We start from the raw sequence: 13,073 nt of genomic DNA on the forward strand, positions 1-13,073 counted from the left end.
TCGACCCGTAGCCGGGCGGACAACTGCTGCGGGCTCCACTGCTCGGTATCGAGCTTGTCCTCCAGCCAGGCCCGCAACCGCGGCCGGGCCGCGATCTTGGACTCCTTCGGGCGCCGGGCCCGGGCCTCGGCCCTGGCCTGCGCGACCAAGGGCTTATAGCGCCCGTCAGCCGCCCGGTTCCTGGCCAGCTCCCGGCTGATCGTGGACGCCGAGCGGTCCAGCACGGCCGCGATCTGCCGCGCCGAGGAGCCCGCCGCGGACCGCACCGCGATCTCCTCACGCTCGTGCGGGGACAGGTACCGGCCCGAGGGCNACTACCTCGCGGAGTGACTACCTCGGCGCGGCCTCGAGCAGGAGCGCCTCGCCCTGGCCGCCACCACCGCACAGGCCGACGGCGGCCCGGCCGCCACCGCGTCGTGCCAGCTCGTGCGCCGCGTGCACGGCGATGCGTGCCCCGGACGCCCCCACGGGGTGTCCCAGCGCGATCCCGCCGCCGTGCACGTTGACACGGTCCAACGGAACGCCGAGCGCCTTCGCGGACACTCCGACCACCACGGCGAACGCCTCGTTGATCTCCACGACGTCCAGGTCCCCGGCCGTCCAGCCCTGCCGCTCCAGGGCCTGGGCGATCGCCCGGGCCGGCTGGGAGTGCAGCGAGTTGTCCGGGCCCGCGACCTGGCCGTGTGCGCGGACGGTCGCGAGCACGGGCACCCCGGCCGCCTCGGCCCGGCCCCGCGTCGTGAGCACGAGCGCGGCGGCTCCGTCCGAGATCTGCGAGGAGTTGCCCGCCGTGAGCGTGCCCTCGCCGGCGAACGCCGGACGCAGCTTCGCCAGCGACTCTGGTGTCGTGTCGGGGCGGACGCCCTCGTCGGTGCGTACCTCGACCGGCTCCCCACGGCGCTGCGGCACCGACACCGGGGCGAGCTCCGCCTCGAACAGTCCGTCCTTCGTCGCGGCGGCCGCCCGCTGGTGCGAGGCCGCGGCGATCGCGTCCTGCTCCTCGCGGGACACGAACACGGAGCCGGAGTTGTGGTCCTCCGTCGAGATACCCATGGAGACGCCGTCGAAGGCGTCGGTCAGGGCATCGTGCGCGGTGGCGTCCAGCAGCTCGGCGGACCCGTATCCGAACCCGACCCGGGACCCCGGCAGCAGGTGCGGCGCATTCGTCATCGACTCCTGCCCGCCCACGAGCACCACGGCCGCCTCGCCCGTGCGCAGCAGCCGGGCGCCGTCGATGATCGCCGTCAGCCCGGAGAGGCACACCTTGTTGACGGTGACGGCCTGCACGTCCCAGGAGACGCCGGCCGCGACCGCCGTCTGCCGGGCGGGGTTCTGGCCCGCACCCGCCTGGATCACCTGGCCGAAGACCACCTTGTCGACGTCGGCGGCGAGCACCCCGGCGCCCTCCAGCGCCCGGCGCGCCGCCACGGCGCCCAGGTCCACGGCGCTCAGCGTCGCCAGCGAACCCTTCAGCCGCCCCTGCGGCGTTCGTGCGGCCGAGACGATCACGACGTCGTCGGGGCTGTCGTTCTGCGCGTTGTTCTGCACGCTGGTCTTGTCAGCGCTGTTCTCCGCACCCGGAGCCGCGCTTGTGGCGCTTGCCGGAGTGTTGATCGGGTCAGTCATGAGACCTCCTTTGGCCGTCGTACTTCAGCGTATCTCCCGGCGCAGTGCGCCTCACAGCCCCTCACACCATCGGCTCGACGAGCTCCACGGTGAGCTCCGGCTCGGTCTTCTCGATGACCTCGTCGGCCGTGACTCCCGGCGCGAGCTCCCGGAGCACCAGACCGGACGGCGTGACGTCGAGCACGGCCAGATCGGTGATGATCCGGTTCACCACGCCCTTGCCGGTCAGCGGCAGCGAGCACGTACGCAGGATCTTGGGCGACCCGTCGCGCGCCACGTGCTCCATCAGGATGATCACGCGCCCGGCGCCGTGCACCAGGTCCATGGCGCCGCCCATGCCCTTGACCATCTTGCCCGGGATCATCCAGTTGGCCAGGTCGCCCGTGGCCGAGACCTGCATGCCGCCGAGGATCGCGGCGTCGATCTTGCCACCACGGATCATGCCGAACGAGGTCGCGGAGTCGAAGATGGACGAGCCGGGCAGCAGCGTCACCGTCTCCTTGCCCGCGTTGATCAGGTCGGGGTCCACCCTGTCCTCCGTCGGGTAGGGGCCCACGCCGAGGATCCCGTTCTCGGACTGCAGCACGAGGTGCCGGCCCTCCGGCACGTAGTTGGGTACGAGCGTCGGCAGCCCGATGCCCAGGTTCACGTACATGCCGTCGGTCAGCTCGCGCGCGGCGCGCGCGGCCATCTCCTGTCGGGTCAGCGCCATGGTTCAGGCCCCCTTCGTGGTCGTGGCCGACGGCGCTGCGGACACGGTGCGCCGCTCGATCCGCTTCTCGATGTCGGTGCCGACGTGCACCAGCCGGTGCACGTAGACGCCGGGCAGGTGCACGGTGTCCGGGTCGATCTCCCCCGGTTCGACGAGCTCCTCGACCTGGGCGATGCACACGCGTCCCGCCATCGCGGCGAGCGGCGAGAAGTTGCGGGCCGACTTGTTGAACACGAGGTTGCCGTGCCGGTCGCCGCGCAGGGCGTGCACCAGCGCGAAGTCGGTGCTGATCGCCTCCTCGAGCACGTACTCGGCGCCGTCGTCCCCGAACGTGCGCACCTCCTTGGCCGGCGACGCGATGGCCACGCCACCGGCGCCGTCGTACTTGCGCGGGAGACCGCCGTCGGCCACCTGCGTGCCGACGCCGGTGCGCGTGAAGAAGGCGGCGATGCCCGCACCGCCGGCGCGGAGCTTCTCGGCGAGGGTGCCCTGCGGGGTGAGCTCCAGCTCCAGCTCGCCCGAGAGGAACTGGCGCTCGAACTCCTTGTTCTCCCCCACGTACGAGCTGGTCATCTTCGCGATGCGCTGGGCGTTCAGCAGCACGCCGAGCCCCCAGTCGTCGACGCCGCAGTTGTTGCTCACCACGGACAGGCCGGTGGTGCCCTGGGCCAGCAGCGCCTCGATGAGCGCGATCGGGTTGCCGCAGAGGCCGAACCCGCCCACGGCCAGGGACGCGCCGTCAGGTATGTCGGCGACCGCGTCGGCCGCGCTCGCCACCACCTTGTCGAACCCGCTGCTTCTCGCTTCGGTCATCGTTGACTCCATTCCGATCGGGATCCGGTCAGGCCCCGGGTCCGACTATCAGCAGGGTCGCCGCGAAGACGAGCCCCGAGGCCAGCAGTGTCACGGTGGTGTATCCCAGGATGTCCCGCACCTTCAAGCCGGCGATGGCCAGCAGCGGGAGTGCCCAGAACGGCTGGATCATGTTGGTCCACTGGTCGCCGTACGCCACGGCCATGATCGCGACCGCCGGGTCGACGCCGAGCTGGGTCGCGGCGTCGAGCAGGATCGGCGCCTGGACGGCGAACTGCCCGCCGCCCGACGGCACGAAGAAGTTCACGACGCCCGCGGCGACGAACGCCAGCGCCCCGAACGTCTGGGGCGTGGAGACGCTCACGATCGCGTCGCTGAAGACCTGGATCAGCCCGGTCGCCGTCATGATCCCGAGGATGCCCGCGTACAGCGGGAACTGCAGCAGGATGTCGCCGACGTTGGTCGCCGCGTTCTTGACGAGCGCCGCGACCTCGAACGGGCTGCGGACCAGCAGGAGCACGAGCGCGAGGAACGTCCAGTTGACGATGTCGAGGGTGGGCGTGCCGCCGCCGGCGAAGTAGACCACCAGGTAGGCGACGAGGCCGAGCCCCGTCAGGGTGGTCAGGACCCGGCTGGCGTCGAGACGGTCCGCCGGCGTGACCGGCTGCTCGAGCTCGACCTCGGCGGCGCGGGCGTCGACCTCGAGCTCGACCACCCGGTCGGTGCCGCGCGGGGCCACCAGGGCCAGCGCACCGGCGACGACGACCACCGTGACCACGGCCGCGACCAGGTTCCACGGTGCGAACGTGGTCTCGGACACCGGGATGGTGCCGCCGAGCTGCTCCGTGACGAACGAGTCGGTGGTCGCCGCCGTCAGCGGACCCGATCCCGTGTATCCCATGTGCCAGACGACGAAGCCGGAGAAGCCTGCGGCGACGAGCAGCGGAAAGTGCACGCGCACGCCCTTGGCGCGCATCTGGGCGGCGACCTCGCGGGCCAGCAGGCCACCCGCCACGAGGCCGAGCCCCCACTGCACCAGCGACAGTGCCGAGGCGAGGACCGCCACGAACACGTACGCCTGCACGGGGCTGCGCGGCAGCGCGGAGACTCTGGCCAGCCCGCGGCGCACGAGCCGCGTGTTGGCGAGCATGTGCCCGAGCAGCAGGACGAGCGCCATCTGGGTCATGAAGGCGAGCAGTCCGGACAGCCCGTCGCCCCAGCCCGTGAGCACGGCTTGTGGCCCCGCGTCCGTCAGCAGGAGCGCGAGCGCCGCCACCACGAACGTCAGCAGCACGGCGAACACCAGGGCGCTAGGGATGAACCGCTCCACGACGGCGTTCACCGGGCGCATGGCCGCGGCGAACGGGTTCCTCGAGGTCTTGGTCGTCTCGGTCACCGTGCGCTCCATCCGCCGTCGATCGTCCATGAGGCGCCCGACACCATCGCCGACGCCGGGCCCGTGAGCCATCCCACCAGCGAGGCCACCTCGTGGGGCTCCACGAGCCGCTTCACCGCTGACTCCGCGAGCATGACCTTAGCCAGCACCTCCGACACGGGGATACCGTGCACCCTCGCCTGCTCGGTGACCTGCCGCTCCATCAGCGGCGTGCGCACGTACCCAGGGTTGACGCAGACACTCGTGACGCCGTGCTCGCCGCCCTCGAGGGCGGTCACCTTCGACAGCCCTTCCAGCCCGTGCTTGGCCGACACGTACGCCGCCTTGAAGGGCGACGCGACGAGCCCGTGCACGGAGGAGATGTTGATGATCCGGCCCCAGCCCCGCTCGTACATGCCGGGCAGCACGGCACGGACCAGCAGGAACGGAGCCTCCAGCATGATCCGGTGGACCAGCCGGAAGTCGTCCGGCACGAAGTCCTGGACGGCGTTGACCCGCTGGATGCCCGCGTTGTTCACCAGTATGTCCGTGTCCAGCTCGAGGCCGTCGAGCGCCTGGGTGGCGGACAGGTCCACCACCCAGGCCTCGCCGCGGACCTCCTCGGCGACGGCCTTGGCGGCGTCGCCGTCCACGTCGGCAACGGTCACGTGCGCGCCGCGCGCCGCGAGCTCCCGGACGCACGCCGCCCCGATGCCGCTCGCGCCGCCGGTCACGAGCGCCCGGCGGCCCTCGAGCCGGTCGTTCTCGGGGGGCGGGTTCATCGGCGATCCTGCGCCGCGAGCGCCCGCTCCCGCGCCTGGTCCTCGGCGTCGAGGTCGTGCAGCGAGGCGCCCCGCGTCTCGCGCAGTGCGAGGGCCGCCACCAGGGTGATGGTCGCCGCGACCAGCATGTAGACCGCGGTGGGCCACCACGAGCCGGTGTTCTTGAGCCAGGTGGTGGCCAGGATCGGGGCGAGCGAACCCGCCACGATGGAGGTGACCTGGTAGCTGATCGAGACGCCCGAGTAGCGCATCCGGGTCGGGAACATCTCGGCCATGATCGCCGGCTGCACCGCGTACATCATGGCGTGGAAGAGCAGGCCCGCCATGAGGACGGCGAGGATCACCAGCGAGTTACGGGTCTCCATCGCGGGGAAGGCGAACCAGCACCACGTCGCGCCGAGGATCGCGCCGGCCACGTACAGCGGCTTGCGTCCGATGCTGTCGGCGAGCCGTCCCACGACCAGGATCACCACGAAGTGGAACGCGTGCGCCGCCGCGACGACGCCGAGGATCCGGGTGGTGTCCATGCCGAGCGCGGTGCCGAGATAGACGATCGAGAAGCTCACCACGAGGTAGTAGAGGATGTTCTCCGCGAACCGCAGGCCCATGCCGGTCAGCACGCCCCGCGGGTACCGCCTGATCACCTCGAGGACGCCGTAGCTCTTGGCGCCCTGGTCGATCGCGGCTTTCGTCTCCTCGTAGATCGGGGCGTCGGAGACCCGGGTCCTGACGTAGTAGCCCACGACGATCACGACGGCCGACAGCCAGAAGGCGACGCGCCAGCCCCACGACAGGAACTCGGCTTCGCTCAGGACACCCGACATCGTGTAGAGCACGACGGTCGCGAGCAGGTTGCCCGCGGGCACGCCCGCCTGGGGCCATGCGGTCCAGCGGGCCCGCTCGTCGTTCTTGCTGTGCTCGGCCACGAGCAGCACGGCGCCGCCCCACTCGCCGCCGAGCGCCACGCCCTGCACGAAGCGCAGGACGACCAGGAGCGCGGGGGCGAGGTAGCCGACCTGACCGAACGTGGGCAGGCAGCCCATGAGCACCGTCGCGACACCGATCAGCACGATCGTGAACTGGAGGGTGCTCTTGCGTCCGAGCTTGTCGCCCAGGTGGCCGAAGATGACGCCACCGAGCGGTCGGGCGAGGAAGCCCACCGCATAGGTGACGAACGCGGCGATGATCGCGTCGTACTCGTTCCCGGTCTCCGGCATGAGGACCTTGTTGAACACGAGTGCCGCGGCAGTCGCGTAGAGAAAGAAGTCGTACCACTCGACGACGGTGCCCGCCATCGAGGCGGCGACGATGCGTTTGATCAGCGACCGGTCGTCCGGTGCGTCGGTGCTCTGCTGTGCAGACATGCTGCTGCTCCTCGGGGGTGTCGACTCTGACACGGGGAATGGCCGGGACTGTGCTGTCCGCACGTCGTGCCACCCTGACCTGCCGAAGTGTTCCCGCGAACACCGTGCGGAGCAATGACGAACTGGGCAGACGCCGTGTGCAGGAATGCACACTCGCCGGCCCGCGGCTTGGTAGCGTCACGGCATGTCAGCCCGCAACGACGCGCCGGCCGGCCAGGTCGCCGACCAGCTCCTGGTGCTGCTGGAGGTGGCCCGCACCGGCCGGTACACGACGGCGGCGCAGGCGCTCGGCGTCAACCACACCACGGTCGCCCGCAACATCACGGCACTGGAGCGTTCCCTCGGCGGGCGTCTCCTGGTGCGCGGGGCGGACGGCTGGGAGCTCACGTCGCTCGGCCGCCGGGCAGCCCGGGCCGGTGAGGCCGTGGCAGAGGCCGTCGACCGTCTGGTGGCCGGTGACACCGAGGCGGACCCCGTCACCGGCGTCGTGCGGATGACGGCCACCGACGGGTTCAGCGCCTACGTCGCCTCCCCCGCGATCGCCCGGCTGCGGGGCGCGCACCCCGAGCTGTCGGTCGAGCTCGTCACGGTCACCCGGGTGGCGACGCACCACCGCTCGGGGGTCGACATCGACGTCGTCGTCGGGGAACCCAGCGTGCAGCGGGCGAAGGCTGTGCGCCTGGGCGAGTACGTGCTCGGCATGTACGGCTCGCGCGACTACCTGGCGCGGCACGGCACACCGGCGACGGTCGCCGAGATGTCCCGGCACGGGCTGGTCTACTTCGTCGACTCGATGCTGCAGGTGAACGACCTCGACGCACCGCGCCGCCTGGTGCCGGGTATGCAGGACGCACTGGCTTCCACGAACGTGTTCGTGCACGTCGAGGCCACCCGCGCGGGAGCAGGGCTCGGGTTCCTGCCCTGCTTCATGGCCGACCGGCACGACGACCTGGTGCGGCTCCTGCCCGACGAGGTCACCGAGCGGCTGCCGTACTGGGCGGTGGTCCGCAGCGAGTCCTGGAGGCGGCCCGCCGTGGCCGCAGTCGTGCAGGCGCTCGCCGACGAGATGGCACGGCAGCGCGACCGCATGCTCGGCGTCTGACCAGCACGCCCGCCCCGCAACCGACCCGCCCTCAGCCCTCCGGCGCGTGCTGCTCCAGGAACCGGTAGACCTCCGTGGTCTCCACTCCCGGGTACGCGCCGGAGGGCATCGCAGCCAGCATCGACGCGTGGGGACGCGCCGAGGGCCAGGCGAAGTCGCCCCACTTGGCGGACAGCTCCTCGGGCGGACGCCGGCAGCAGGACTCGTCCGGGCACAGCGACCTGTTGCGTTCCGTCGTCTCGCGCCCCTCGAACCACTTGACGTCGGCGAACGGCACGCCGACCGACACGGAGAACGCGCCGTCCGACGTGTTCTCCACGCGTGACGTGCACCAGTAGGTGCCCGACGGCGTGTCGGTGTACTGCGCGTACGGGTTGAACCGGTCCTCGACGTCGAACACCCGCCGCGCGGTCCACTGCTTGCACACGTGCTGCCCCTCGACGGCGCCGAGGGCGTCCGACGGGAACCGTACGCCGTCGTTCTCGTACGCCTTGTGCAGGATCCCCGACTCGTGGACCTTCATGAAGTGCACCGGGATGCCGAGGTGCCGCGTCGCGAGGTTGGTGAACCGGTGGGCGGCGGTCTCGAACGAGACCCCGAAGGCGTCGCGCAGGTCCTCGATCGCGATGGACCGCTCGTCCTTGGCGTCGCGCAGGAACTTCACGCCCGGCTTCTCGGGCACCATCAGGGCGGCCGCGAGGTAGTTGGCCTCGACCCGCTGGCGCAGGAACTCGCCGTAGTCGCCGGGCTCGGTGTGGTCGAGCACGTGCGAGGCGAGCGCCTGCAGCAGCGCGGAACGCGTGTTGGAGCGGCCGCGGAACCCCTTGGACGGCAGGTAGAGCCGCCGGTTGCGCGTGTCGATGACGGAACGCGTCGAGTGCGGCAGGTCGCTCACGTAGTGCAGGGTGAAGCCGAGGTGCGCGGCGATCTCGGCCGCCATGCGCTGCGGCAGCGGACCGGACGTGTGCCCGACGTCCGCGAGCAGGCCCTTGGCGACCTGCTCCAGCTCGGGCAGGTAGTTGTCCTTGGCGCGCATGTCGTCGCGCAGCTCGCCGTTGGCCCTGCGCGCCTCCTCCGGCGTGGCAGCGCGCTCCGTGTGCAGCCGCTCCAGCTCGCGGTGCAGCGCCAGGATGGTCGCCAGCGCGTCGTGCGGCAGCGACTTGCCGATGCGCACGCCCTCGATCCCGAGCGACGCGAACAGCGGGCCGCGCTGCACACGCTCCAGCTCGATCTCCAGCGCGTCGCGCTCCGACGGCGGCTCCGCCGACAGCAGGTCGTCGACGCCGGTGCCGAGCGCGCGGGCGATGGCCTGCAGCTGCGAGAACTTGGGCTCCCGCTTGCCGTTCTCCAGCGTGCTGACCTGCGACGGCGCCCGGTCGATCGCCTGGGCGAGGTCGTCGAGCGTCATGCCCTTGCTGGTCCTCAGGTGCCGGATGCGCCGGCCGATCGTGAGGGCGTCCGGCTCACCGCCCGACGTTCCCTCCGCCGACGAGACCGCCTGGCCCGGCACCTGCCCGAGCGCCTGGCCCGGCACCCGGCCGCGCGGCCGGCCCGTCGCCCGCCCTGTGGCGGTCTGCGTAAGACGCGAAGAAGTCACGTTTCGAGCGGTTCTGCCATTCCCGGTGGTTCCTGCCATGCCCGAGGGTGACATACGAGAAGGCTTCCGTTCAACAGAAGAACCGTGTTTCTTCTACTCAGTTCTGCTTGAGAAGAGGGTTGCGCAGGGCAGAAGGTCGTAACACGTCACCCGGAAGACGCGGTGACGACGTTCCATCCCGAGAAGGAGACCCGCCATGAGCGCACCCACGATCGATTCCACGTCCGAGGCCACCGCGTCCGCCACGGTCGCGACGCCCGTGCGCACCGGCGACCAGGTGCAGACGGCCGCCGAGCTGCAGCAGTCCTGGGACTCCGACCCGCGCTGGGCCGGCATCGAACGCAGCTACACCCCCGAGGACGTGGTCGCGCTGCGCGGCTCGGTCGGTGAGGAGAACACGCTCGCCCGCCGCGGCGCCGAGCGCCTGTGGCGCCAGCTGCACGAGGAGGACTACATCAACGCCCTCGGCGCACTGACCGGCAACCAGGCGGTGCAGCAGGTCAAGGCCGGCCTGCAGGCCATCTACCTGTCCGGCTGGCAGGTCGCCGGTGACGCGAACCTCTCCGGCCAGACGTACCCCGACCAGTCGCTGTACCCGGCCAACTCGGTGCCCGCGGTGGTCCGTCGCATCAACAACGCGCTGCTGCGCGCCGACCAGATCGACGTGTCGGAGAACGGCACGCCGACGCGCGACTGGCTGGCACCGATCGTCGCCGACGCCGAGGCGGGCTTCGGCGGACCGCTCAACGCGTACGAGCTGATGAAGTCCATGATCCAGTCGGGCGCCGCCGGCGTGCACTGGGAGGACCAGCTCGCCTCGGAGAAGAAGTGCGGCCACCTCGGCGGCAAGGTGCTCATCCCGACGCAGCAGCACGTGCGCACGCTGAACGCGGCCCGCCTGGCCGCCGACGTCGCCGACGTGCCGTCGATCGTCATCGCCCGGACCGACGCGGAGGCCGCGACGCTCATCACCTCCGACGTGGACGAGCGGGATCTCCCGTTCATCACCGGCGAGCGCACCGCCGAGGGCTTCTACAAGGTGACCAACGGCATCGAGCCGTGCATCGCCCGGGCCAAGGCCTACGCGCCGTACTCCGACCTCATCTGGATGGAGACCGGTACACCGGACCTGGAGCTGGCCCGCAAGTTCGCGGAGGCCGTCAAGGCTGACTTCCCGGACCAGATGCTGAGCTACAACTGCTCGCCGTCGTTCAACTGGAAGAAGCACCTGGACGACGACACGATCGCGAAGTTCCAGCGCGAGCTGGGTGCCATGGGCTTCAAGTTCCAGTTCATCACCCTGGCCGGCTTCCACGCCCTGAACTACTCCATGTTCGACCTGGCCCACGGCTACGCCCGTGAGCAGATGACCGCGTACGTGGAGCTGCAGGAGAAGGAGTTCGCTGCCGAGGAGCGCGGCTACACCGCCACCAAGCACCAGCGCGAGGTCGGCACCGGGTACTTCGACCGCGTGGCGACGGCGCTCAACCCGGACTCCGCCACCACGGCCCTGGCCGGATCCACCGAGGCGGCGCAGTTCTGATGACCGCGACGATCGACACCCGACCGCAGGGCGCCAACCCCTTCGATCCCGACGCCGGCCTCGCCGGAATCGGCACCCCGCCTGCGCGCGCCGGCGCCGTCCCGGCTGGGCGTAGCTCCGCGCCGAGCTCCCTGCCGAACGGCGGGGTGGGCGCCTCACCGACCGGCAACCGCCGGGGCGTGATCACGGTGACCGGCTCTGTCGGCCGGCGTTACGACGAGATCCTGAGCACGGGCGCGCTCCAGTTCCTCGCCCTGCTCCACGACCGGTTCGACGCCGCGCGCGACGAGCTGATCGCGCAGCGCCAGCTGCGGCGCCAGGACATCGCCGACGGCGGCGACCCCGACTTCCGTGCCTCCACCCGGCCGGTGCGCGACGACCCGAACTGGCGCGTCGCGGGCTCGCGGGGTGCGCCAGGCCTGGAGGACCGTCGCGTCGAGATCACGGGTCCCACCGACCCGAAGATGACGATCAACGCGCTCAACTCCGGCGCCCGGTGCTGGCTGGCCGACGCCGAGGACGCGTCCAGCCCGACGTGGCCCAACGTGGTGGAGGGGCAGCTCGCACTGCACGACGCGATCCGCGGCACCCTCAGCTTCACGAACGAGGCAGGCAAGGAGTACACGCTGCGGTCGGCGGCCATCGCCGACCTGCCGACCATCGTGTTCCGCCCACGTGGCTGGCACCTCGACGAGGCCCACCTGCGCTACACGGACTCGAACGGCATCACGAGCAGCGCGCTGGGCAGCCTCGTGGACTTCGGGCTCTACTTCTTCCACAACGCCGCCGAGCTGATCGCTCGCGGTCGCGGTCCGTACTTCTACCTGCCCAAGCTGGAGGGCTACAAGGAGGCACGGCTGTGGAACGAGGTGTTCGAGGTCGCGCAGGACGCACTCGGGATCCCGCGCGGGACCATCCGCGCGACCGTGCTGATCGAGACGCTGCCCGCCGCGTTCGAGATGGAGGAGATCCTCTACGAGCTGCGCGACCACTGCGCGGGGCTCAACGCCGGCCGCTGGGACTACCTGTTCTCGGTGATCAAGTGCTTCCGCACGCGCGGTGAGTCGTACGTGCTGCCGGACCGTGCGCAGGTCACCATGACCGCACCGTTCATGCGTGCCTACACCGAGCTGCTCGTCGCCACGTGCCACAAGCGCGGGGCGCACGCGATCGGCGGCATGAGCGCGTTCATCCCGGACCGCCGCGACCCGGAGGTCACGGAGCGCGCCTTCGCCCAGGTGAGCGCCGACAAGCGACGCGAGGCCGGCGACGGCTTCGACGGCACCTGGGTGGCCCACCCCGACCTCATCCCGGTGGCCCAGGCCGAGTTCGATGCGGTGCTGGGGGACGCGTCGAACCAGGTCACCCGCCTGCGGCCCGACGTCTCCGTGGGGCAGCACGAGCTGCTCGACATCGCATCGGCCCGACGGGCCGGGGCCACGGTGACCTCGGCGGGCCTCCGGTCGAACGTCTCGGTGGCCGTGCGATACCTCGACGCCTGGCTCCGCGGTACCGGAGCAGCGGCGCTCGACAGCCTCATGGAGGACGCCGCCACCGCCGAGATCTCCCGGTCGCAGGTGTGGCAGTGGATCGCCTCGGGCACCGTGACGGACGACGACCAGCAGCCGGTGACCCGTGAGCGCGTCGAGGCACTGCTGCTCGACGTCGTCGCCTCGCTGCCGCCCGACCACGGCAACCGCATCGAGGAGGCCGCGGCGATCTTCCGCGAGGTCGCCCTCAAGGACGCCTTCCCGCCGTTCCTGACGACCCCCGCCTACCAGGGCCACCTGGTGGGATCGCCGGCCGACCAGGTCTGAGACTCGGCCGCCCGCCACACAAGCTGCCCGACGCCGCGCCGGTCCTCTCTCAGCCCCGCCATCCCTGGGGTGTGACCGGTGCGGCGCCGGGTATGGGCCCAGGTCTGGTGAGGTCCGGCGCCTTCAGGTGGTGCGTGTGGCGGGTCGTAGGAGGTGGCGTACGGGTGGCCTGACGTGGCAGGACAGGGTGGGCGGGCCCGCGGGTGGGCTTGTCGTGGCTGGTCGCGTGCCTGGTCGCATGCCTGGCCGCGCGCCTTGTGGGGGGCTTCACCCCGTTTGGTGGACACGCTGATACTGGATCGTGGATCCAGAGGAAGCGAGTTTGATCCGCATGGCTATGAA

General features: G+C 71.1%; 11 protein-coding genes. 3 read left to right on the forward strand and 8 right to left on the reverse strand.

From position 1 onward, the window contains the following. The 7 genes from ACYVK7_RS11975 to ACYVK7_RS12005 all read right to left on the reverse strand — a co-directional run. Positions 1-266, reverse strand: a 266-nt coding sequence (locus tag ACYVK7_RS11975) for a helix-turn-helix domain-containing protein (protein WP_460887938.1), incomplete at its 3' end; no start/stop codon positions are given. A gap of 64 nt (positions 267-330) precedes the next feature. Next, complete coding sequence (locus tag ACYVK7_RS11980) at positions 331-1,626, reverse strand: acetyl-CoA C-acyltransferase (RefSeq protein ID WP_460887939.1); 1,296 nt, start codon at positions 1,624-1,626, stop codon at positions 331-333. Positions 1,627-1,687: 61 nt separating this feature from the next. Next, the gene (locus tag ACYVK7_RS11985) at positions 1,688-2,338 is read right to left on the reverse strand and encodes a CoA transferase subunit B (RefSeq protein WP_460887940.1); all 651 of its coding nucleotides are present in this window, start codon (positions 2,336-2,338) and stop codon (positions 1,688-1,690) included. Positions 2,339-2,341: 3 nt separating this feature from the next. Continuing rightward, positions 2,342-3,151, reverse strand: coding sequence for a CoA transferase subunit A (locus ACYVK7_RS11990; protein ID WP_460887941.1), 810 nt, complete (start codon positions 3,149-3,151; stop codon positions 2,342-2,344). Positions 3,152-3,179: 28 nt separating this feature from the next. After that, the gene (locus ACYVK7_RS11995) at positions 3,180-4,502 is read right to left on the reverse strand and encodes a short-chain fatty acid transporter (RefSeq protein ID WP_460887947.1); all 1,323 of its coding nucleotides are present in this window, start codon (positions 4,500-4,502) and stop codon (positions 3,180-3,182) included. A 41-nt stretch (positions 4,503-4,543) separates the two neighbouring features. Further along, positions 4,544-5,308, reverse strand: coding sequence for an SDR family NAD(P)-dependent oxidoreductase (locus tag ACYVK7_RS12000; protein WP_460887942.1), 765 nt, complete (start codon positions 5,306-5,308; stop codon positions 4,544-4,546). Beyond that, positions 5,305-6,672 (reverse strand): MFS transporter, encoded by a 1,368-nt coding sequence (locus ACYVK7_RS12005; RefSeq protein WP_460887943.1) that lies wholly within the window; start codon positions 6,670-6,672, stop codon positions 5,305-5,307. Before ACYVK7_RS12005 ends, ACYVK7_RS12000 begins: the two co-directional genes overlap by 4 nt. Positions 6,673-6,856: 184 nt before the next feature. Between ACYVK7_RS12005 and ACYVK7_RS12010 the strand changes: the two genes are divergently transcribed. Continuing rightward, positions 6,857-7,774 (forward strand): LysR family transcriptional regulator, encoded by a 918-nt coding sequence (locus tag ACYVK7_RS12010; protein WP_460887944.1) that lies wholly within the window; start codon positions 6,857-6,859, stop codon positions 7,772-7,774. A gap of 31 nt (positions 7,775-7,805) precedes the next feature. Here the strand turns inward: ACYVK7_RS12010 and ACYVK7_RS12015 are convergent, their stop codons facing one another. After that, positions 7,806-9,284: a helix-turn-helix domain-containing protein gene (locus ACYVK7_RS12015; protein WP_460887948.1), complete on the reverse strand. Its 1,479-nt coding sequence runs from the start codon at positions 9,282-9,284 to the stop codon at positions 7,806-7,808. Between the two features lie 283 nt (positions 9,285-9,567). Between ACYVK7_RS12015 and aceA the strand changes: the two genes are divergently transcribed. Both aceA and aceB read left to right on the forward strand, forming a co-directional pair. After that, positions 9,568-10,914 (forward strand): isocitrate lyase, encoded by a 1,347-nt coding sequence (aceA, locus tag ACYVK7_RS12020; RefSeq protein ID WP_460887945.1) that lies wholly within the window; start codon positions 9,568-9,570, stop codon positions 10,912-10,914. Beyond that, complete coding sequence (gene aceB / locus ACYVK7_RS12025; protein ID WP_460887946.1) at positions 10,914-12,731, forward strand: malate synthase A; 1,818 nt, start codon at positions 10,914-10,916, stop codon at positions 12,729-12,731. The genes aceA and aceB overlap by 1 nt, the downstream gene beginning before the upstream one ends. Positions 12,732-13,073 lie beyond the last annotated feature (342 nt).

Source organism: Promicromonospora xylanilytica (genome assembly GCF_054782895.1).